The 19,291-nt window shown below is 63.1% G+C and carries 20 protein-coding genes and 14 tRNA genes; 23 read left to right on the forward strand and 11 right to left on the reverse strand.

Annotation, left to right across the window (positions count from 1 at the left end; translation table 11 throughout):
* Positions 1 to 21: 21 nt before the first annotated feature.
* Positions 22 to 837, forward strand: a complete 816-nt coding sequence (locus ACSQ84_RS07200; protein WP_436210923.1) for a glucose 1-dehydrogenase — start codon at positions 22 to 24, stop codon at positions 835 to 837.
* Here the strand turns inward: ACSQ84_RS07200 and ACSQ84_RS07205 are convergent.
* Both ACSQ84_RS07205 and ACSQ84_RS07210 read right to left on the reverse strand, forming a co-directional pair.
* Entirely contained in the window at positions 834 to 2,069 is a 1,236-nt protein-coding gene (locus tag ACSQ84_RS07205) for a lytic murein transglycosylase (protein ID WP_436210924.1), read from the reverse strand. The two genes, ACSQ84_RS07200 and ACSQ84_RS07205, sit on opposite strands and share 4 nt — an antisense overlap.
* A gap of 99 nt (positions 2,070 to 2,168) precedes the next feature.
* The gene (locus tag ACSQ84_RS07210) at positions 2,169 to 2,627 is read right to left on the reverse strand and encodes a MarR family winged helix-turn-helix transcriptional regulator (protein WP_436210925.1); all 459 of its coding nucleotides are present in this window, start codon (positions 2,625 to 2,627) and stop codon (positions 2,169 to 2,171) included.
* Positions 2,628 to 2,640: 13 nt separating this feature from the next.
* Here ACSQ84_RS07210 and ACSQ84_RS07215 point away from each other — a divergent pair, with 13 nt between their 5' ends.
* Entirely contained in the window at positions 2,641 to 2,802 is a 162-nt protein-coding gene (locus ACSQ84_RS07215) for a hypothetical protein (protein WP_436210926.1), read from the forward strand.
* A 47-nt stretch (positions 2,803 to 2,849) separates the two neighbouring features.
* Complete coding sequence (locus tag ACSQ84_RS07220) at positions 2,850 to 3,326, forward strand: carboxymuconolactone decarboxylase family protein (protein ID WP_436210927.1); 477 nt, start codon at positions 2,850 to 2,852, stop codon at positions 3,324 to 3,326.
* Between the two features lie 31 nt (positions 3,327 to 3,357).
* Here the strand turns inward: ACSQ84_RS07220 and ACSQ84_RS07225 are convergent, their stop codons facing one another.
* The 3 genes from ACSQ84_RS07225 to ACSQ84_RS07235 all read right to left on the reverse strand — a co-directional run bounded on the left by ACSQ84_RS07225 (position 3,358) and on the right by ACSQ84_RS07235 (position 6,502).
* The gene (locus tag ACSQ84_RS07225; protein ID WP_436210928.1) at positions 3,358 to 4,938 is read right to left on the reverse strand and encodes a M23 family peptidase; all 1,581 of its coding nucleotides are present in this window, start codon (positions 4,936 to 4,938) and stop codon (positions 3,358 to 3,360) included.
* 64 nt (positions 4,939 to 5,002) lie between these two features.
* Positions 5,003 to 5,569 carry an elongation factor P gene (gene efp, locus ACSQ84_RS07230; RefSeq protein WP_436210929.1) on the reverse strand — a complete coding sequence of 189 codons (567 nt, stop codon included), beginning with the start codon at positions 5,567 to 5,569 and terminating at the stop codon, positions 5,003 to 5,005.
* Between the two features lie 165 nt (positions 5,570 to 5,734).
* A complete protein-coding gene (locus ACSQ84_RS07235) occupies positions 5,735 to 6,502 on the reverse strand; it encodes a hypothetical protein (protein WP_436210930.1) in 768 nt (255 codons plus the stop codon).
* Positions 6,503 to 6,746: 244 nt separating this feature from the next.
* On the opposite strand from ACSQ84_RS07235, the gene epmA reads away from it, so the two are divergent.
* The 3 genes from epmA to ACSQ84_RS07250 all read left to right on the forward strand — a co-directional run bounded on the left by epmA (position 6,747) and on the right by ACSQ84_RS07250 (position 9,374).
* Positions 6,747 to 7,799, forward strand: a complete 1,053-nt coding sequence (gene epmA, locus ACSQ84_RS07240) for an EF-P lysine aminoacylase EpmA (RefSeq protein WP_436210931.1) — start codon at positions 6,747 to 6,749, stop codon at positions 7,797 to 7,799.
* Entirely contained in the window at positions 7,796 to 8,890 is a 1,095-nt protein-coding gene (locus tag ACSQ84_RS07245) for a lysine-2,3-aminomutase-like protein (protein ID WP_436210932.1), read from the forward strand. The genes epmA and ACSQ84_RS07245 overlap by 4 nt, the downstream gene beginning before the upstream one ends.
* A 241-nt stretch (positions 8,891 to 9,131) precedes the next feature.
* The gene (locus ACSQ84_RS07250; RefSeq protein ID WP_436210933.1) at positions 9,132 to 9,374 is read left to right on the forward strand and encodes a hypothetical protein; all 243 of its coding nucleotides are present in this window, start codon (positions 9,132 to 9,134) and stop codon (positions 9,372 to 9,374) included.
* 103 nt (positions 9,375 to 9,477) lie between these two features.
* Here the strand turns inward: ACSQ84_RS07250 and ACSQ84_RS07255 are convergent, their stop codons facing one another.
* The 3 genes from ACSQ84_RS07255 to ACSQ84_RS07265 form a co-directional block, all read right to left on the reverse strand.
* Complete coding sequence (locus ACSQ84_RS07255) at positions 9,478 to 10,563, reverse strand: 3-deoxy-7-phosphoheptulonate synthase (RefSeq protein ID WP_436210934.1); 1,086 nt, start codon at positions 10,561 to 10,563, stop codon at positions 9,478 to 9,480.
* Positions 10,564 to 10,801: 238 nt separating this feature from the next.
* Positions 10,802 to 11,389, reverse strand: coding sequence for an HdeD family acid-resistance protein (locus ACSQ84_RS07260; RefSeq protein WP_436210935.1), 588 nt, complete (start codon positions 11,387 to 11,389; stop codon positions 10,802 to 10,804).
* Positions 11,390 to 11,461: 72 nt separating this feature from the next.
* On the reverse strand, positions 11,462 to 12,499 hold the full coding sequence (locus tag ACSQ84_RS07265) for a PrsW family glutamic-type intramembrane protease (RefSeq protein WP_436210936.1): 1,038 nt from the start codon (positions 12,497 to 12,499) through the stop codon (positions 11,462 to 11,464).
* A 258-nt stretch (positions 12,500 to 12,757) separates the two neighbouring features.
* Here ACSQ84_RS07265 and ACSQ84_RS07270 point away from each other — a divergent pair, with 258 nt between their 5' ends.
* Complete coding sequence (locus ACSQ84_RS07270; RefSeq protein WP_436210937.1) at positions 12,758 to 13,522, forward strand: outer membrane protein; 765 nt, start codon at positions 12,758 to 12,760, stop codon at positions 13,520 to 13,522.
* 161 nt (positions 13,523 to 13,683) lie between these two features.
* On the opposite strand, the gene ACSQ84_RS07275 is transcribed toward ACSQ84_RS07270, so the two are convergent.
* Positions 13,684 to 14,916: a Zn-dependent hydrolase gene (locus ACSQ84_RS07275; RefSeq protein ID WP_436210938.1), complete on the reverse strand. Its 1,233-nt coding sequence runs from the start codon at positions 14,914 to 14,916 to the stop codon at positions 13,684 to 13,686.
* A gap of 26 nt (positions 14,917 to 14,942) precedes the next feature.
* Positions 14,943 to 15,680, reverse strand: a complete 738-nt coding sequence (locus ACSQ84_RS07280) for a nuclear transport factor 2 family protein (RefSeq protein ID WP_436210939.1) — start codon at positions 15,678 to 15,680, stop codon at positions 14,943 to 14,945.
* Positions 15,681 to 15,798: 118 nt separating this feature from the next.
* On the opposite strand from ACSQ84_RS07280, the gene ACSQ84_RS07285 reads away from it, so the two are divergent.
* The 14 genes from ACSQ84_RS07285 (at position 15,799) to ACSQ84_RS07350 (ending at position 18,472) form a co-directional block, all read left to right on the forward strand.
* On the forward strand, positions 15,799 to 15,993 hold the full coding sequence (locus tag ACSQ84_RS07285) for a hypothetical protein (RefSeq protein ID WP_436210940.1): 195 nt from the start codon (positions 15,799 to 15,801) through the stop codon (positions 15,991 to 15,993).
* Between the two features lie 250 nt (positions 15,994 to 16,243).
* Positions 16,244 to 16,328, forward strand: a tRNA-Leu gene (locus ACSQ84_RS07290).
* A 4-nt stretch (positions 16,329 to 16,332) separates the two neighbouring features.
* Positions 16,333 to 16,407 (forward strand) — tRNA-Val (locus ACSQ84_RS07295).
* A 5-nt stretch (positions 16,408 to 16,412) separates the two neighbouring features.
* A tRNA-Val gene (locus tag ACSQ84_RS07300) sits at positions 16,413 to 16,487 on the forward strand.
* Positions 16,488 to 16,493: 6 nt separating this feature from the next.
* Positions 16,494 to 16,567, forward strand: a tRNA-Ile gene (locus tag ACSQ84_RS07305).
* A gap of 170 nt (positions 16,568 to 16,737) precedes the next feature.
* Positions 16,738 to 16,823: transfer RNA gene (locus ACSQ84_RS07310), tRNA-Lys, on the forward strand.
* Between the two features lie 121 nt (positions 16,824 to 16,944).
* Positions 16,945 to 17,020: transfer RNA gene (locus ACSQ84_RS07315), tRNA-Asp, on the forward strand.
* A 73-nt stretch (positions 17,021 to 17,093) separates the two neighbouring features.
* Positions 17,094 to 17,630, forward strand: a complete 537-nt coding sequence (locus ACSQ84_RS07320; RefSeq protein ID WP_436210941.1) for an HNH endonuclease — start codon at positions 17,094 to 17,096, stop codon at positions 17,628 to 17,630.
* A gap of 36 nt (positions 17,631 to 17,666) precedes the next feature.
* A tRNA-Tyr gene (locus tag ACSQ84_RS07325) sits at positions 17,667 to 17,751 on the forward strand.
* A 25-nt stretch (positions 17,752 to 17,776) separates the two neighbouring features.
* Positions 17,777 to 17,850 (forward strand) — tRNA-Gly (locus ACSQ84_RS07330).
* A gap of 192 nt (positions 17,851 to 18,042) precedes the next feature.
* Positions 18,043 to 18,118, forward strand: a tRNA-Asn gene (locus ACSQ84_RS07335).
* A 28-nt stretch (positions 18,119 to 18,146) separates the two neighbouring features.
* Positions 18,147 to 18,225: transfer RNA gene (locus tag ACSQ84_RS07340), tRNA-Arg, on the forward strand.
* A gap of 7 nt (positions 18,226 to 18,232) precedes the next feature.
* A tRNA-Pro gene (locus ACSQ84_RS07345) sits at positions 18,233 to 18,308 on the forward strand.
* 88 nt (positions 18,309 to 18,396) lie between these two features.
* A tRNA-Gln gene (locus ACSQ84_RS07350) sits at positions 18,397 to 18,472 on the forward strand.
* A gap of 193 nt (positions 18,473 to 18,665) precedes the next feature.
* On the opposite strand, the gene ACSQ84_RS07355 is transcribed toward ACSQ84_RS07350, so the two are convergent.
* Positions 18,666 to 18,983: a hypothetical protein gene (locus ACSQ84_RS07355; protein WP_436210942.1), complete on the reverse strand. Its 318-nt coding sequence runs from the start codon at positions 18,981 to 18,983 to the stop codon at positions 18,666 to 18,668.
* A gap of 1 nt (position 18,984) precedes the next feature.
* Between ACSQ84_RS07355 and ACSQ84_RS07360 the strand changes: the two genes are divergently transcribed.
* Both ACSQ84_RS07360 and ACSQ84_RS07365 read left to right on the forward strand, forming a co-directional pair.
* A tRNA-Glu gene (locus ACSQ84_RS07360) sits at positions 18,985 to 19,061 on the forward strand.
* A gap of 4 nt (positions 19,062 to 19,065) precedes the next feature.
* Positions 19,066 to 19,143, forward strand: a tRNA-Gln gene (locus ACSQ84_RS07365).
* Positions 19,144 to 19,291 lie beyond the last annotated feature (148 nt).

Raw genomic sequence — 19,291 nt, forward strand, 5'->3', positions numbered from 1 at the left:
AACAGAAAAACGGGAGCGGAAATGGCAGGACAGGTTCAGGGCAAGGTCGCACTGGTGACGGGCGGCGCATCCGGCATTGGCGCTGCGTGCAGCGAACTGCTGGCGCGCGAAGGGGCGTCCGTGGCGGTCACCGACGTCGACGAGCTCAGGGGGCCGGAAGTCGTGGCCGGCATCAAGCAAGCCGGTGGTGAAGCGGCATTCTGGCATCATGACGTCACCAGCGAGCCGCGCTGGGTCGAAGTCGTGGCCGATGTCATGAAGCGCTACGGCCGGCTCGACGTGCTGGTGTCCAACGCCGGCATCGGCATTGGGGTGCCGTCGATCACGGAGATGTCGCTGGAGGATTGGCGGCGGCAGACCGCGATCAATCTCGACGGCGTGTTCCTGTCGGTGAAACATTGCCTGCCGGCGATGCGCAAGACCGACGGTGGCTCCGTCATCATGATGTCGTCGCTGGCGGGCCTGCGCGGCTCGGCCAACCTTTCCGGCTACTGCGCGACCAAGGGCGGAGTCCGGCTGTTCGCCAAGGCGATCGCACTGGAGTGCGCGACGTTCGGCGACGGCATCCGGGTCAACTCGGTGCATCCGGGCATCATCGACACGCCGATCTGGGGCAAGATTCCGACCGACGCCGCGCGCACGCGAAACGCGCCGCTCGATCCTGGCGAACTCGCCAAACTTGCGACGCCGCTCGCTCGCGCCGGCCATGCCATGGATATCGCAAAAGGCGTTCTGTACCTTGCGTCCGATGCGTCGAGCTACGTGACGGGTACGGAACTCGTCATCGACGGCGGCATGAATGCCGGTAGCGTTGCGCGGCCGGCGCAGGCCGGCTAACCGCCTTGCCGCAGCCGCGCCAGCACCTTGAGCCCGCCGTAGCCGTCGGCGGGCAACAGGCCCATCTTGGCCTGATAGTCCTTCACCGCCTTCATGGTGTCGTTGCCGACGCGGCCGTCGGTGCCGCCGGTGTCAAAACCGGCCTTTGTCAGCCGCGTCTGCATCTCCTGTATCTCGGCCAGCGTCAACGCACGCTCGGAGCCCGGGAACGGGTGAATGAAGGGCGGCGCTCCCAAAATGCGGTCGCCGAGATGGCAGATCGCCAGCGCGTAGTTCATCGACGGATTGTAGCTGCGCACCGCGTAGAAATTGGGTCCCAGCAGGAATGCGGGTCCGCCGGCGACCGGCACCCACAGCTGCGCGGATGCATTCGGTTGCGGGAACGGCTTGCCGTCGGCGCGGGTGACGCCGGCGCTGGCCCACGCCGCATAGGTCCGCTTGCCGCTAGCGGAGGCGCCGCCGGCGCGGACTTCATAACCCCAATGCTCGCCGCGGTGATACTTGCCGCGATTGACCAGGTAACGCGCGCTGGAGCCCAGTGCATCGTCGGGCCTGCCGAACGGCGAGACGCGGCCGTCCTTGTCGTAGTCCATCCCGACATTGAGCCAGACTTCCGGCATCCACTGGGTATGCCCCATCGCGCCGGCCCAGGATCCCCACATTTCCTCCGGCGTGCCCCAGCCGCGGTCGACGATCCTGAGCGCGTTGATCAGTTCGGTTTCCCAATAGGCGCGGCGGCGCGGCTCGTTCCAGGCCAGCGCCGCCAGCGAGGGAAAAATGGGTCGCATATGGTTCTGCTGCACCAAGGGATCGCCATAGGCGGATTCAACGCCCCACAGCGCCAGCAGCGTGCCGCGCTCGACGCCAAAATCCTGCTCGATCCGCGCGAACAGCGCCTCGTGCTTCCGCAGCGCTTCCTTGCCCGCCGTGATGCGCCAGTCCGAGGCGCGGCGATTGACGTATTGCCAGATCTGCTCGTGGAACTCCGGCTGCTTCTGCATCTGCCGGAACACCGACATATCAGGCTCGATGCGGCCCATCACGCGGCTCCAGGTCGCATCCGAGATGCCTTTTGCGGATGCGCGCGCGCGAAAGTTGTCGCGCCACGCGTCGAAGCCGGGCGGCGCCGCGGCCAACGCGGCAAGCGGATTGGCGAGGGCAGCAGCGGCGCCGATACCGGTCTGCAGCAGGGCGCGGCGGGTCGGCGAACTCAGGGAATCGAACGGGTTCATGGTCGTATTCTAGGGGGCAGGGCGCGCGCGCCAAAGCGCATTTGCGTGGCGCCGTCGTCGCAGGCAGGGGACGGAACTCGGGAGGACGGGAAGGCTGCCCTAAGCCTGCTGAAAGTCCGCGGCGATCCGTGCCAGCCAGCGCCGCACCGCCGCCTGCGCGGCTGCGGAAAGCCCGGCCGCCAGCCGCCGTTCCACGGCCTGGACGTGACGGCGGCATTTGTCGAGCAGGATCTTGCCGCGCCGGGTCAGCGTCCACTGCAGCACCCGGCCATGGATCGGGTGCGGAGTCTTCCGGATCGCGCCGTCGCGCTCCAGGTTGCGGATGATGACGCCGACGGTTTGCGGGGTCAGCAGCGCGACCCGCGCCAGATCAGCGCCGGACAGGCCCGGATAGGCCCGCAGCATCGTCAGCACCGCAAACTGCGGCGTGGTGACGCCGAGTTCGGCCAGCGCCCGCTCCAGCGTCAGGCGGGTCGCGGCCTGGGCCTGCCGCAGCAAATAGGCGAGGTGGCCGAACTCGCCGCGTTTGCCTTCGCCCGGCGGCGGCGGACGGATCATCGCGAGCACGGGATTGGCAACGGATTTTTTCTGGCGCCGGCGAGGTTTCTCGCGGGAGGATTTCCGGCGCGAAGGTTTTTTTGCCGCGGCGGATTTTCTGGATTTTTTCGACGTCGCATTTTGCGACCGGCGCGGTTTGGATTTTACAGAAGCTCTGACCTTGCGCGCCATATAAGGGCTCTTATAATAAATCAGTGCACTGATAACATAAGGCCAATAAACATGTCACATGCCCGCAAGGAATATAAGGACTTCATGGCGCTGGCGCCCGACGCCTACGAAGTCGTGCTGGCGCTCGGCAAGGTCGCAGCCGCGGCGGGCATCGACAAGCAACTGCTCGAACTGATCAAGCTGCGCGCCTCGCAGATCAACGGCTGCGCGTTTTGCGTGCAGTATCACATCCTGCAAAGCGAGAGCCTCGGCATATCCGCCGACAAGCTCAATCTGGTCGTGGTGTGGCGCGAGGCGCCGCAATTCTCAGCCCGCGAACGCGCGGCATTGGCCTGGACCGAAGCGCTGACATTGCTCGCATCAGGCGTCAGTGACGAGGTCTATGCGCAGGCGAGCGCCGAATTTTCGGAAAAGGAGCTAGCCTATCTCACGTCGGCGGTCGCCTCGATCAACGTCTGGAACAGGTTCGGCGCTGCGTTTCGCTGGACACCGCCGGCGCGGCAAAAGGCCGTTGGCGCACCGAAGTAACCTGGCTGTCGGTGCGATCGGCTGCCCGGCTCTAATTGTCTTCGCCTTCGCTGCCTTCCCGCGGGTCGGGACGGAAGACATCCTCTGGCCGGGCATGGGCGACGGCGGCCGGCGCGGCGGGGTCGGTGCCGAGTTCGCGGCCGCGGCCGCGGAGCAGGCGTTCATAGGCCGCGATCAGCGTGGTGTAGGGATTGACCCAGATCCAGCCGTCGCGCGTGAACACCTGCACATCGAAATGCAGATGCAGCGAGGTGCCGTTGGGATAGTCGAGGTAATTCGAGGCCACGCCGATTTTTTCGCCTTCGGCGACCTGCCGGCCGTTGAGAATGCCGTCCGCGTCCATGCGCGACGGGTTCATGTGCATGTAGCGGAAGCGGATATGTTCGCTACGGGTGTTGATCTGCAGCGTCGCCGCCTGCTGTTTCGGCGAACGGATCAGGATGCCGTCACGGACCGCGACGACCGCCTGCTGCTTCGGATCGCAACTGCCCGGGCTCTCGCTGTTTTGCGCCGCGCACGGACCGGGACGGATGTCCTGCCCCTGATGGCCGAAACCGGCGGCGCACTGGCCGACCTCGAAACTGCGCGCCTCGCAGAAATTGTCCTGCCAGGGATATCCGCGTTCGTCGGGCTTGCGCTTGCCGAACGACTGCGAGCGGACGAACGCGGGCGCCTTCTCCAGTGGAAACCGGATCTGCGAATAGACGGTGAGATCGGCGCGGCCGCCGCGCCTGCGCGCGCCGCTGTTGGCGACGATGTCGCCGCTCGGACGATAGGTGAAATCGGGCGAGCGTGCGATCGGCCGCTCGGCGAGCTCGGAGGCGATGTCCCGGCGCGGCCGCGAGGGCTGACCGCCGGCGATGTGCAGCGCCTTGAGGAATCGTTCCGCAACCGGATAGGCCTCGCGGCAGGCCAGCCGCCGCGGCCGCGGCGTCGAATCGAGGCACTGGATCGACACCACATAGGGCACGCCGAAGCGCGTGAAGGCATAGCGCACATAGCCTTCGCGGATGAAGCGCCGCAGGTCCGGAAATTGCGCCGCCAGCGCCTTGACTGGCTCGCCCTTGCCGTCGAGGGGGTCGGCGAGGTCGTAGGTCAGGATCGAGCCGGTGATCTGCACTTCGACCGGCTTGGCGTAGGTTCGTTGCGGCATGCCGTCGCCCGCACCCGGCTCGAACGAAAATATCGCGTCGTAACCGGCGGCGCCGGCGTGGAACAGATCGGCGGGGCGGAAGTCGGCTTGATAGCGCGATACCGAGATGGTGTCGGGGACGCCGCTCTGCCGGGCATCGAGATAGCCTGCGGTGTCGAACGGCAACAGCACCGGCACCGGGCTGCGTCCGATGCCGGGGAATATGGGCGAGGTGATGGCGTTCAGTTGCACCAGCGCCGGCATCGAGCGCGGATCCCAGCGCGGCGCCCGCCGCTGGCTGGCAAAGGTGAAGGCGGATGCGATCGCCGGCTGGGTGTTGATCTCGGAGCGGAGCTGATCCAGCACCGCGCGCCATTCGACCCGGATCGCCGAGATCGAAGGCGTCCGGAACGGGTCGGCGGCAGCGCCGCTGGCGCAGGCGGGCAGCAGACAGAGCGCTGCCAGCCAACGCGTCAGCAAGCGGACGGCCTTCCTACCCAATGCATCGCCCCCCGGCGCATGCTCCGATGTCTAGCTTTGGCGCTTAATCCTTGGCGCGCTCGACGTAGGAGCCGTCCTCGGTCATGACCACGATCCGCGTTCCCGTTCCGACGTGCGGCGGCACGTTGGTGCGTACGCCGTTGGAAAGGATAGCAGGTTTGTAGGACGACGACGCGGTCTGGCCCTTGGTGACGGGCTCGGTTTCGACAACTTCCAGCGTGGCGCGCTGCGGCAACGTGATGGCGACCGGTACCATGTCATGCAGCGACAGCTTCACCGTCATGTTCTCCTGCAGGTAGGGCGCTGCGGAACCGACGATGTCCTTGGGCACCTGGACCTGGTCGTAATTCTCGTTGTTCATGAAATGGAAGCCGTCGGCGTCCTCGTAGAGGTAGTTGAAATTGTGATCCTCGATCGTCGCCTTTTCGACCTGGTCGGTGGTCTTGTAGCGCTCCGAAATCTTCACGCCGTCGCCGATCCGGCGCATTTCGATCTGGCTGACCGGGGTTCCCTTGCCGGGATGGATGTTTTCGGCGGTCAGTACCACATAGAGCTTGCCGTCTTGCTCGATGACGTTGCCCTTGCGAATAGAACTGGCGATGACTTTCAAAGCTGTTTTCCTGAATTTCTGGCCCCCGACCAGTCAGGACAATTGTGTCCCGCGGCCGTCGAGGCGGTTTCGGGCTGCAACATACTGATTTGCCCCCCAGATACCAGCCTTTTGCGGCCTGTTCTCGCAGGTTACGAACCGGCCGGTGGCGAGCCTGCGCCCTGGCTATTTCCGCTTGGGGCGAGGGGGCATGAACGCCTCGGCGTTGTGCCTGGCAAACGCGGCGGGCACCGAAAATGCTCCCGTTTTGAGGTCATAGACGCAATGCCAGTCCTCGATATAGGGCCGCGGCTTGTCTTCGCCCTGGGCGTCGAAGGACAGGCTGATCACGACGTAACGGCTATCTGGCCAATCCAGCCCCAACGAGGCGTAATTGTCGTCCATCCCCTGGACGAGGGCGGCGAAAACGTGACCGAGCGCCTCGCGGTCCTTGCGGTTGCGGTGCAGCCTTTTTGTTGCCGGCAAGGCCCAGAAGTAATCCCAGGCCATCTCGCTCAGCGGCTTCGGCGTGGCGGAAGCAAATTCAAATCCGTTCCGCCGGTACAGAAACAGATCCTGAAAACCCGCGCCCGTTTTCTGGGATCGCACCAGCCACTGGCTGTCGGCGCTGAACCGAAAGCCTGCGCGGTAGCCCGCAAGATCAATGCCTTCGCCGGGGTTCAGCAGCGAGGCGTGTTGACGTGTGCTATCGAAGGTCCAGAACTGGAACAGGAAACCTTCGTCGCCCTTGTCCGCGCCGTACTGCTCGACCCGAATTTGCCGATCGGGTGAAGTGAAGATGTCATCCACATCCGTTCGCAGTTTGAACTCAGGCCCAGGGCCAGCCGCGCCGGCAGGGGCGAGACCAAGCAGCAGCAGAGCTGACAGCAGCCACCCCGTTCGTCGTAACCAGCCGCCAGACATGCGCGCCTTCCGTTCCAATTTGCTGTCCATTGGACGCGCCGGTGGTCGCGAGGTTCAGGGCGGCGTAATCAGTGCGGGGCGCCGGTCGCGCATGGACAAGGCGAGTGGCTTTCGACATGACAGGCGGGTCGGAGCCGGTGGCATCCGGCGCAGCTGGGAATTTGCGGCGTAACTGCAGAGAAAGTTGAATATATTCAATGATATCCGGTGGCATCCTGAACGTTTTGATCGGCTTGTTCGACGCCGTACCGCCGCACGGTCGGGCTGGTTGCCGATGACCGGGATCGAACAGCCGTCGCCATGGTGGTCGCCGCCCCGGCACGCCGACCGGAAGCCGTTCCTGATGGCGCGGGCCGCGATCACGAAGGGCTTGCGGGCGTGGTTCGACGAGCAGGGGTTTGCGGAGGTCGAGACCGGTATCCTGCAGATTTCACCCGGCAATGAAACTCACCTGCATGCCCCCCGCACCGAATTGATTCGCGCCGACGGCAGCCGCGCGCCGCGCTATTTGCGGACCTCGCCGGAATTCGCGGCGAAGAAACTGCTCGCCGCCGGCGAAGCAAAGGTATTCGAGTTCGCACGCGTGTTCCGTGACCGCGAGCGCGGCGATCTGCATTTGCCTGAATTCACGATGCTGGAATGGTACCGGGCTAATTCGGCGTATGACGCCATTATGGCCGACACCGTCGTCGTCATCGCCCATGCGGCGCAGGCCACCGGCATCGGGCAGTTCTCGTTCCGCGGCCGCATCGCCGATCCCTTCGCCGAGCCTGAATTGCTGACGGTTGCGGCCGCGTTCGAGCGGTTCGCCGGGATCGATTTGCTGGCGACGATCACGGATGGCGAAGGAGATCGAGCGGCGCTCGCCGAGGCCGCAAAATCGCGGGCGCGGGTTGCGGACGATGACACATGGTCCGATATCTTCAGCAAGGTCCTGGTCGAGCATGTCGAGCCAAATCTCGGGCAGGGGCGTTTGACTGTTTTGTTTGAATATCCGGTGCCGGAGGCAGCGCTGGCGCGGGCGAAGACGTCCGATCCGCGCGTGGCCGAGCGGTTTGAGATCTACGCCTGCGGGGTCGAACTGGCGAACGGCTTTGGCGAATTGACCGATGCTGGCGAACAGCGCCGTCGTTTCACGCAGGCGATGGACGAGAAGGCTCGGCGCTACGGCGAGCGCTATCCGCTCGACGAGGATTTTCTGCAGGCGGTCGCTGTGATGCCGGAAGCCAGCGGCGTCGCGCTCGGCTTTGACCGGCTGGTGATGCTGGCAAGCGGTGCGCTCAGGGTGGATCAGGTGGTATGGACACCACCGGCGGGAGAGCCATGAACAGGATCGATCCGAAATTGGCGGCGACGTTGCGGCAACCGGCGGAACTGGTCGATTGCGGGCTGGCGCCGGCGGCTGAACTGGCCGATCTCGAGCGGGTTGCCGCGCGCTACGCCATTGCGGTGACGCCTGAGATCGCCGCGCTGATCGATACCGAGGATGCCGACGATCCGATCGCGCGGCAGTTCATCCCGAATGCGCAGGAACTGGTGCAGGAGGCCGGCGAGCGCGCCGATCCGATCGGCGATGACGCCCATTCGCCGGTCGCCGGCATCGTTCATCGCTATCCGGATCGCGTGCTGTTCAAACTGGTGCATGTCTGCGCGGTCTATTGCCGCTTCTGCTTCCGCCGCGAGATGGTGGGGCCCGGCAAGGCGACCGCACTGTCGGAGGGTGCCTATCGCGACGCGCTCGATTATATCGGCGCGCATCCCGAGATCTGGGAAGTCATCCTGACCGGCGGCGATCCCCTGATGCTGTCGCCGCGGCGGTTGGCCGAAATCATGGCCGAGCTCGCCGCCATCGATCATGTCAAGATCATCCGCATCCACACCCGTGTGCCGGTTGCCGCGCCCGCGCGCATCGGCAGTGAGATGGTCGCGGCATTGAGAGTCGAAGGAGCTGCGACCTGGGTCGCGGTGCACGCCAACCATCCGCGCGAACTGGCGGCGGAGGCCCGCGAGGCCTGCGCCCGGATGGTCGACGCCGGCATTCCGCTGGTCAGCCAGTCGGTGCTGCTTCGCGGCGTCAATGACGATGCGGCAACACTGGAAGCCCTGATGCGGGCGTTCGTCGAATGCCGGATCAAGCCCTATTACCTGCACCATGGCGATCTTGCGCCGGGAACTGCGCATTTGCGCACGACAATCGAGCAGGGGCAGGAATTAATGCGCGGCTTGCGCGGACGCGTTTCCGGGCTTTGCCAGCCGGATTACGTGCTCGACATTCCCGGCGGCCACGGCAAGTCGCCGATCGGCCCGCATTATTTGTCGCATCCGAGTTCCCGGGAATATGAACTATCCTCGGAAACGCGTTATCGTATTGTCGATTATTGCGGTGACGTTCATCTCTACCCGCCGCCCAAGCCGTGAACCGGCGATGACGGATGGAGGTGAGGGAGGGCAGAAGCCGCCGGAGGACGAGGGCCATCGCGCGATCGAAAACGCGGTAATGCTGGCTTGCTTCGCGGTGCTGGTAGTGGCCGGAATCTGGTTGCTCAGCACCATGGCCGATGTAAGAAAGGCGCAGGATTGCGCGGCCCAGGGGCGTCGCAATTGTGGAACGATCGACGCTCCGGCGCGATAACCAGAAATGAGAACAGGAGAACCAAAAATGCGAAAAATACTTCTGTCAGTGGCGCTCCTGATTCTGGCCGGGTGCCCGGAGGTGTTCGCACAGGCTTCCACCATGCCGAAAAATTCTGACAAGCCGCTGCCCCAGGCGCCGGTCGGTCATCGCCAGCCGCGCGCCAGCGACGTGCCCGATACGAAGAACATGAACGATCCTAACGATCCCCTGAGCAAGGAAAATGCTTTGCTGGATCGCAAGATCAAGAGCATCTGTCGCGGCTGCTAGGCCACAGGACCAGATGCTGCCCGACGATCGGCGTTACCGGCCGGAGTCTGCTTCATCGACTTGAGCAGACTCCGGCCGTAACATTTTGTCCGGACATGATTTCCTAAGCGGACCGTTCATTGAAGGGCCGTTGCGCCAAACTCCGTCTTGCCGCGACGGCGTCGGCCAGAACGTCGAGCGCCTGCACGGTGGTCTCCCAGCCGATGCAGCCGTCGGTGATGCTCTGGCCGTAGGTGAGCGGCTTGCCCGGCACGACATCCTGGCGGCCTGCGACCAGATTGCTCTCCATCATCACGCCGCTGATGCGGGTTTCACCGGCGGATATCTGCCGCGCGATATCGGCTGCGACCGACGGCTGGTTCTCCGGCTGCTTGCTGCTGTTGGCGTGACTGGTGTCGATCATGATTCGTGGCGCCACGCCGGCACGGGTGAGTTCGACCGATGCGGCATCGACGCTGTCAGCGTCAAAGTTCGGCCTGGCTCCGCCACGCAGGATGATGTGGCAGTCGTCATTGCCGGTCGTGGCCGCGATCGCCGAACGTCCACCCTTGGTGACCGCCATGAAATGGTGCGGATGCGATGCCGACTTCACGGCCTCGGCCGCGATGCGCACATTGCCGTCGGTTCCGTTCTTGAAGCCAACCGCGCAGGAAAGTCCGGACGCAAGCTCGCGATGGATCTGGCTTTCCGTGGTTCGCGCACCGATCGCTGCCCACGCCACCAAATCGGCGATGTATTGCGGCGTCGTCATGTCGAGGAATTCGGTGCCGGCCGGCAGACCAAGATTGTTCACCGCCGAAAGCACGTTGCGCGCGAGACGCAAGCCGCGGTTGATGTCGAAGCTGCCATCGAGGCCGGGATCGTTGATCAATCCCTTCCAACCGACGGTGGTGCGCGGCTTCTCGAAATAGACCCGCATCACGATCTCGAGGCGGTCGGCCAGCCGCTCGCGCAAGGCGACGAGGCGCTCGGCGTATTCCACGGCGGCGGCGGGATCGTGCACCGAACAGGGGCCGACGACGACCAGAAGCCGGTCATCGGTTCCGTTCAGGATCGCATGGATGGCGTTGCGCGCCGCCATCACGATGCGCGTGGCGGTCAAGGTGCGCGGGATCTCGCGCATGACCTCTTGCGGCGTCGTCAGCTCTTTCAGTTCGCTTATTCGTAGATCGTCAGTGGTGCTCAACACGGCTTTGGCTCCTGTTTTGAAGAACCTGCCGGCCAATAAAAAAGCCGCCAGGAGTTGGCGGCTGTTCGGACTTCCTGCTGCAATTAATTAGATTGCGCGTGATCCTCCCACCGCCAGCGAGCTGTCGAAGCTAAAATACCAATAGTTGCTGGCGGCGATCACGATCATGGCGGGCTCTATAGCTCACGCATTGGGTCTTGTCATCCCCCAAATCAGGGCGGAAGCCTCGCGTCTCGCCTCAGCCCTTGCGTGCGGCGAGCGCCATGCCGACCAGGGATGCGCCGCCAAGCACCAGATTGATCCCGACCAGGAGACCGATCGCCCATTCCGCTGAACCCGGAAGGCCCGCGATGATCAGGAACGAGATCAGGATGTCGAGCAGTCCGGAAACCAGCAGCCAGGACCACCGCGCGGACAACTTGCGGCGGTGCTCCAGTGCATACATGATGGTGGTGACGCCTTCGATCAGAAAATAGGCGCCGACAACAATGGTCAGGGTCAGCACGCCCTGCATCGGTCGCGCCAGCAGCACGAGGCCGGCAAGCACGGCCAGCGCCGCCGAAAACAGCGACCACCAGAAGCCCGGCATCTGCCGCGCCCAGTAGGTGATGACCAGTCCGGCTATACCGCAAATCAGGAACATCCAGCCGAGGAAAATGGTCACCGCCAGACTTGCCAGCGGCGGCACAATCATCGCGGCGAGGCCGAGCACCGCCAGCAGAATGCCTTCGATCAGGAAGGCCTTCCAGTGCGTCTTTACGGCGGCGCTCATTTCGGACTGCAATTTGCCGATGTCTTTGGGAAGCATATCCTGGGGAAGGGTCATCACAGCTCTCCCGCTACGCGCGGGCCGAGACTAGAGCATTTTCGATCCAGGTGGAAACGCCTTCGCGCTGTGCTAACCTGCTTCGGGTGCCGACGAAAAGCCTTCAGACGTGGTGCGCATTCGGTTGCGGCCTAAAACGTAGACAGCTGTGGTCGCGACCAATAATGCGAGGCCGATCAGGATCGACGTAAAGCCGATCGGAATCAGCACCAGCGACGCGTTGCGTTCCGGGTTGATGAACCAGTGATGCAGCGAGGTCAGCAGGAACGACACGCCTGCAAAACCGGCGCCGCCGCCCACGACCAGCAACGCCCACATCCGCCGCAACTGGCTCAGCCGTTCGCGCGCAACCTCGGTGCGCGGCGCGTGGTGGCGACCGACGCGCCGCACCAGCCGGGCGGCAAATCCGATCGAACTGAAGCCGATCACCAGGCTTGCCGTTCCAAGCAACATCCGCGTGGTGGGGCCGAGATCAGGATGTTTCTGCAGCGTCAGCAGCGGAAAATCGAACGCCGCATGCAATGCGACCGGTGCAAACAAGGCCAGCATCCAGCTCGAGATGCGGGCGAGGTCGCGATTGTGCCTGTTGGCACCGAGCGCCGTGCCGGCACGCGCGATCGCAATGTACGCGCCAGCGATGATGCCAAGTGCGCCGTGGAACGGCACGGTGAGGACGCTGCGCAACGCCGCCAGCGATCGCCACATGTCGGCATGCTGCACCAGGTAAGCGAGATTTTCGTAGGCCGCGAATCCGAGGCCCGCGGCCGCGCCGTAGACGACGGTGTCCATCGGATCGGCATAGGTGCGGCGCTTCCACGACACCGCGAAGATCACGAGCACCTTGACGATCTCCTCCGGCGCGGCGACGCCGAACACCGAGCGGAGCCCCTGGGTCATCCAGGGATTTCCGGGGACGGCGAGAATCGCGGCAAACGGTGCACGTGCGATTCCCAAAAGCGAAATACTGGCCGCCCCAAGCACGAACGCGATCCACACCTGTGCGGGCGGGCCGGGGCGCTCGTCAGCGGCGATGACCAGCCACAGCAAAAGCAACGCGGGCGCGATCGCGGCCACGCCGATGACGGTGGGGAGAGATTGAAGCAGCAACATTCAGGGAACTTCGCCTCGCGCGCCTCAGAAATGGCCGTAAATTCAGCAGTTTGCAAGAAAGTCAAACGCGACTTGTTGTCGCCAAGGCGGCGTCGGCCTGCAAATGGGTCGGCGGGTCTCTCGGCCAGCCCACGACGGTGTTGTTTGCAACCCGCCGGTTTGATTTTTTCGCGATCACTGTGACCGCCGCGCCACAGGATTTCGTGCCCATTTCCTCTACAAGGGAAGCTGCAATTTTGAGCTTAAAGGGGAACCAACATGAACAAATTTGCACTCGGAATGCTGGCGGTGGTTGCGATGACCGGTACTGCGTCTGCTGCCGATCTTGCCGCTCGTCCCTACACCAAGGCGCCGCCGCCGCCGATCGCCGCTGTGTACGACTGGACCGGATTTTACATTGGTGCCAACGCCGGCGGCGGTTGGAGCCACAAGTGCTGGGATATCGTGGACCCCATCGGCGGCGCGCTCATCGGCCCCGAAGGTTGCCATGACGCAAGCGGCGCCGTTGCCGGTGGCCAGATCGGTTATCGCTGGCAGGCGGCTACATGGGTATTCGGCCTCGAAGCACAGGGCAACTGGGCCGATCTGACCGGTTCGCGCGTAAGCCAGCAGTTCATCCTGGTTCCGGGCGATGCGGTTAGTCACTCCAACGTCCGAGCCTTTGGCCTGTTCACGGGTCAGATCGGTTACGCCTGGAACAACGCTTTGCTCTATGTGAAGGGCGGCGCTGCGGTCACCGAAGATCGCTATGAGCACCGCTTCACGGGAACCAACGTGATTTTCGACTCGGCCAAGGAAACCCGTTGGGGCGGCGTCGTCGGCGTTGGCCTCGAATACGGCTTCGCCCCGAACTGGTCGGTCGGCGTCGAATACGATCACCTGTTCATGGGCGATCGCACTCTAACCTTCACGACACCCGCCGGCGTGCCCGCCGTGTTCGATACTCGCATCAGCCAGGACGTCGATATCGTGACCGCTCGCATCAACTATCGCTTTGGTGGCCCGGTCGTCGCCAGGTACTGAGCTTCCAGTCACTGAGGCTTCAAGGACTGAGGTTTTCCCGAGCCCATTAAAAGCTCCGGCATCGTCCGGGGCTTTTTTGTGTCCGGGCAGATGTCGGTCGCGAACCGCTGGCGCGCAGCTGGGCCATTTCGACCTGCAAGGCGCAATGAACGTCAGCGCGCTTATCCCGCCAGCAAGCGCCGGCAGGCGTCGACGAAGACCTCGGCGCCGGTGACGATGTCAGCATCCGCCGTGTTCTCGGTCCAGTGATGGCTGATGCCGCCGATCGAGGGCACGAACAGCATGCCTGCGGGCATGATGGTGGAGAGAAATTGGGCGTCGTGACCGGCGGCGCTCGGCATGCGGATCGACCTGGCACCGGCAAACTCCTTGCTCGCATCTTCGATCGCCTGTTGGAACGAGGCGTCCATCATCGCCGGCGCGCCGGTGCGAATGCGCTCCACCGCAACCGTGCAAGGGCCCCGGGCGCTGACGTCGGCGGCCATGCTTCGCAGCAAATCCTCCAGGCGATCGATCACAGCGGGGTCGTCGTCGCGAATCTGGAACAGCATTTCCGCGGCTCCCGGGATGATGCTCGGGGCACCCGGATCGAGCCTGATCGAGCCGGTCGTCCATACCGTGCGCTGCCCGCCGGCTTTCGGAAATCGCCCGTCGATGTCGACGCAGAATTTCGCCAGCGCGAGGCCGGCGTCCTTGCGAACCTCCATCCGCGTCGTGCCGGCATGGTTTTGCTCTCCGGTGAAGGTGATTCGGTATTGCCAGATGCCGACGATGGAGGTGACGATGCCAATGCTGAGCGCGCCGCTCTCGAGGGTCTGGCCCTGTTCAATGTGGGCCTCGAGATATCCGATGTGGCGCCCGCGCTCGGCGGTGGCACGCGGGCGGCCGGCGAGGCCGACCTCGCGCAAGGCCTCGCGCATGGTGCGATCGCTGTTGCGGTCGCGCGCGGCGTCGACGTCAGCCTCGGTCAGAGCACCGACATAGGAGCGGCTGCCAAGGAAGTTGCCGAAATGGCCTTCCTCGTCGCACCAGGATGCGACCTCGACGGCGCCTTTGACGTTCGGATCCGGATTGATGACGCGGGCGGCTTCCAGCGCATAGACGACGCCGAGCGGGCCGTCGAGCCAGCCAGCGTAGTTCTGGCTTTCGAGATGCGAGCCCGCCAACAGTTTTGGGCCCGGTTTCGCGCTGGTGCCGAGCACGTTACCGATGCCGTCGATCTCGGCCGCCAATCCCGCCTCGGGAAGCCGTTGCACCAGCCACTCCAGCGAGCGCATGTGCGGTTCGGAAAAGGTCGGCCTGTGGACGCCGGTCTTGTAGGCGCCGATGGCGCGCAGCGCATAGAGGTCGGCGAGGACGCGGGCGCCATCGAAACGGGAGAGTTGGTCAGGCATGAAAGGCGATTTCCTGTGATTGCGGATCAGGGCGCGATCGGTTTGCGATAGACATCCTTGGTCGCGAGCTTTCCATCCCTGAACGTATAGCATTCGACGCCGCGCTGTTCGCGCGTCTCGCCGGTGGCGTGCACGGTCTCGCTGACCCGGAACGTCATGAAGGTCAGATCGCCTGAATGATGATAGGTCACGTCATGGAAGCGCTGCGCCGAGAACAGCGCCTTTTGTTCGGTGAGGTGGGCGGCAATGGCAGCGGGGGCGGCGAGGGATTTTGTCACCGCGATGCCGTCGTGGAAGGTCCAGAGAAAATCAGGCGTCACCACGGAATAGAGCGCGTCGATGTCGCCCTTGAACAGGGCGCGTGCGAAGCCTTGGAACAGCAAGTCGCGTTCGGCGGAAGAGGGCTGCGCCATGATTTTGTTCACGCTCGAGCAATCGCGGGCGGAAAGCATACCGGTTGATGAACTTTTTTCAATCACGTGCGGCAGCAGAGCGAACCGGCGCGAACGAGTCAAATCTCTAACATGTTGAGGCGGTTGTCCCGCACCGACGCGGCGGAATGCTCCAGCAAGCGAGATGTCGTTCAGAAAATTGTTTGTTCCGATCTCTTGACGAATTTTAAATCTCCTGCGCATACCAACGGCCCTTCGCCGGAATTCGCCGGCGCTCGTAAGGACTGAAGCCATGTTGAGCCTACGCTCACATATCGTCGCGAAAGCCGCCGCCGCGCTGCCGTTTATTCGGCCGTGCGATTGGGCGCGCATGGGCGTGGCGAAGCAAGGTCCGAACTATCTGGCATCCGGTAATCTCGGAACGACCAGGATAGCAAGAGCGTAAACCGGCAGCGGGAATCCACCCTCTGCCTCAAGGCAGAGAGCGAAGATGACCCGCGACAGCACCACCAGACTCGAGAACCGTGACCGCCAGAGGATTTTATCCTCGCCGGTGGCGCATGCCTTCGTGCGCATCGTGACGCAGCGCCGCGGCCTCTCCGAGGCTCAGGCCGAGCAGGTTTATCTCGATTACATCAACCGGGCGCAGCCGGCGGACAATTGCCGGCGTCGTGAGGACGCTTGACTACGTGAAGCGATTTCGAATTCAGGATGGCCGTCCCTGCAAGGACATAAGATGGCCCGCTGATCCGGTACTGGTCCCCTTTGGTGGGGCGGCAAACGGTGGTTTCAGGCAGCGCAGGAATTTCTATTGGCCGGGTTGTCTCGGCCGTTTGTAGATTTATAGCGCTGGCGTAGCTCAGTGGTGAGTAGCGGTTTTGTAAACCGAAGCCTCCGTCAGCACCAACCGTCGAGTGTGATCTTCAATACCTAACGCGAGCGTGGCGAAACTGGTAGACGCACCGCACTCAGACTGCGACGGGCTTGCCCGTGGGGGTTCAATTCCCTCCGCTCGCACCATCCCGCTCCCGTAGCCAAGCGGTAAGGCATCGGTTTTACGCACCGACATGCGCTCGTTCGATCCGAGCCGGGGGTACCAATCCTGCGCTTTTAGCTCAGAGGCAGAGTCCCGCCGCGACATGGCGGTTGTCCGCGGTTCGATTCCGCGAAAGCGCACCAATTCACGCTCTTGTAGCACAATGGCAGTGCGACCGCTCGATAAGCGGTTGATGCAGGTTCGATTCCTGACTGGAGTACCAACCGAAGGAGGTCGACATGACCGTCGCTTTCACGATCCCAACTAAACCGGCGCGGCTTACCGCAGCTAACCATCGAGACGATGGATCCGGAGCGTTAAACCTGACTGGAGATGGAGCGGCCTTTTAACCCGTGCGCAAGTGGTTCGAAACCACCCGGATCCTCCAATCACGGACCAGTGCCCCCAGCGGCCAAGGGAGCGGATTCTTAATCCGTCGACGCAAGTCACCGTCGGTTCGAGTCCGACCTGGTCCTCCATTTCGAGTGACTCCGCGTGGGTCAGTCACGGACGATCAACTTGAGGGGCGCGCGCCCTGTGCATCCGAGTTCGAGTCTCGGCGGCCGCACCACTTTGCAGAATGCAATTGCGCTTCAAACTGCTCCTGGACCCAGCTGCTGACGGGGCTCGACTGTCGATCGAGTTGCGGCGAGTTCGATTCTCGTCAGGGGCGCCACCGCGAATTCACATTGAACGAATTCCGCCGTTAGCATCAACAGCATCGTCAGCATCAACGCGAGGAGGTCGTCATGTTTCAGAACTGCCCCGCGCTGGTGCTCAACGCGGATTTCCAGCCGCTCAGTTGTTTTCCGCTCAGCCTGTTCGGCTGGGAAGACGCCATCAAGGCGATCGTCAAGGGATCGCACGTCGTCGTCGCTGAATATGACGAGGTCGCGTGCAGTCCGTCGATCGAGATGAAGCTGCCGTCGGTGATTGCGCTGCGAGAATATGTGCGGCCGCCGAACCGGGTCGCCTTCACGCGGTTCAACGTCTTCCTGCGCGATCACTTCGTGTGCCAGTATTGCGCGGTCCAGCACCGCCCGAACGATCTCACCTTTGACCACGTCCTGCCGCGCGCCGCCGGGGGCGTGACGTCATGGGAGAACATCGCAACGGCATGCAGTCCCTGCAATATGCGCAAGGACACGCGGCTGGTGAAGCCTCGCCGGAAGCCGTTCGAGCCCACGGTGCATCAGCTGATGGCTGCGCAGCGGCACTTCCCGCCAAACTGCCTGCACGAGACCTGGCGTGACTTCCTGTACTGGGATGTCGAACTCGACAAATAAGCCGCCGGCCTCGGCCGGCGGCTTTCAAGGCATCTGGGGTAACGCCAAGTCTGGTGACTGAGCGGGCCTGTAAAGCCTGCGCCTTTGCGCATGCGCGGTTCAATTCCGCGGTTACCCACCATCGTCGGCAATCGCCGTCTAAACTCGCGGACCTGGTATATTGGGAGTGCCATGCGCTGCCCGCGCATTGATAGCGGTTCGATTCCGCTGGTCCGCGCCATCTTGTGAAACTGCGCGCGTTAGCGCAATTCGCGGTCCAGAAAGCTAATCCAGTGAAAGCATCGGTTTGAAATGCCGAGGAGGTCAGGGCGGCACTGACTCTGGACACCATCACGGGGAGTGCACAAGGGTGCATTTGATCCTTGCAAGATCGAAGCGGCCGGGGCGGTACCGGCACTCTCCACCATCGCATTCCCGTCGAGCCATCTCGGTGAGGGCACCCGGCTGTTAACCGGGGCAGCGCGGTTCGAAACCGTGGGCGGGAGCCAAAATTTGTTGTCGGCCGATTGTCATCAGCGACCTGTAGCTCAGCTGGATTCAGAGCGCCGCGCTACGAACGCGGAGGGCGGGGGTTCGAGTCCCTCCAGGTCGGCCAAAATCCACAGTCTGTAGGGGAGCCTGGTCGTCCCTGCCTGCCTTGGAAGCAGGGGATCGCTGGTTCGAATCCAGCCGGACTGGACACATCATCGCCGCCGAGAGAGTGCGCGATCGACCGATTCAAGGACCAAGCAGGGTGTTCGCGCTTCACTTGGCTTTGCGCAGTTTTGGCCTCTTAGCTCCGTTGGTAGAGCGCCCGGTTCTGATCCGGGATGTCCGTGGTTAGAATCCACGAGAGGCTGCCAGGATTCCCAGTGGCGAAACATGAACGCGATCGTCTGCAAAACGGTTATGAGCGGGGGGAGCACCTGTCCGGGAATCCACTTCGCAAAATTCCGGCGTCGCTCGACGTCTCATTCGCGCGCTCGTGGACCACCTGGATGGTCAACGAATCTCTACTTCGTCCTTTGCGGGTTCGAGTCCGGCAGCCCGCACCAATCACAGGTCAGCCGCCTTTCTGGCTGCCGCGACGCACTCCTTGATACTATTCGAGTTGAGGATCCCATCTTCGAATGCGCTTCGAGCTGCGATGATCCTGTTGGCCAGTTTCAATTTGGGTCCGCCTCCAAATTTCCGGTCGATCTCCGAGGTTATCTCGCGCATTTGCTCGGCGGCTTGACGGGTGACACCAAGCTCGTCAAGCCGTGCAGCGATCGACATTTCCCGTTGCGTCAGCGGTCGTTTCTTTATCGTTTTCGGTTTCCACTTTTTCGCGGTTACCCCTTTTGCCTTCTTCGCTTTCTTTATCACTGCCATCGCTCCCTTCGTCTAGCGGTCTAAGATAACACCCTTTCAAGGTGAAAATCACGAGTTCGAATCCCGTAGGGAGCGCCATTATGGGCGCGTCGCCAAGTTGGTCTAAGGCGCCGGATTTTGATTCCGGCCACCGCTGGGTCAAATCCAGCCGCGCTTACCAAATCCACCGCTCGGCCTCTCGGGAGGGTTTGCTGCCCATAACGGCGAACGGGACGGTTCGAAACCGTTACGAGCGACCATTTCCTTCCGACCTCGTCTATCGGCCAGGACGCTTGCTTGTGGGGCAGGAAAACACGGGGAGCAAACAC

The organism is Bradyrhizobium sp. LjRoot220 (assembly GCF_964252915.1).
Lineage (GTDB): Bacteria > Pseudomonadota > Alphaproteobacteria > Rhizobiales > Xanthobacteraceae > Bradyrhizobium.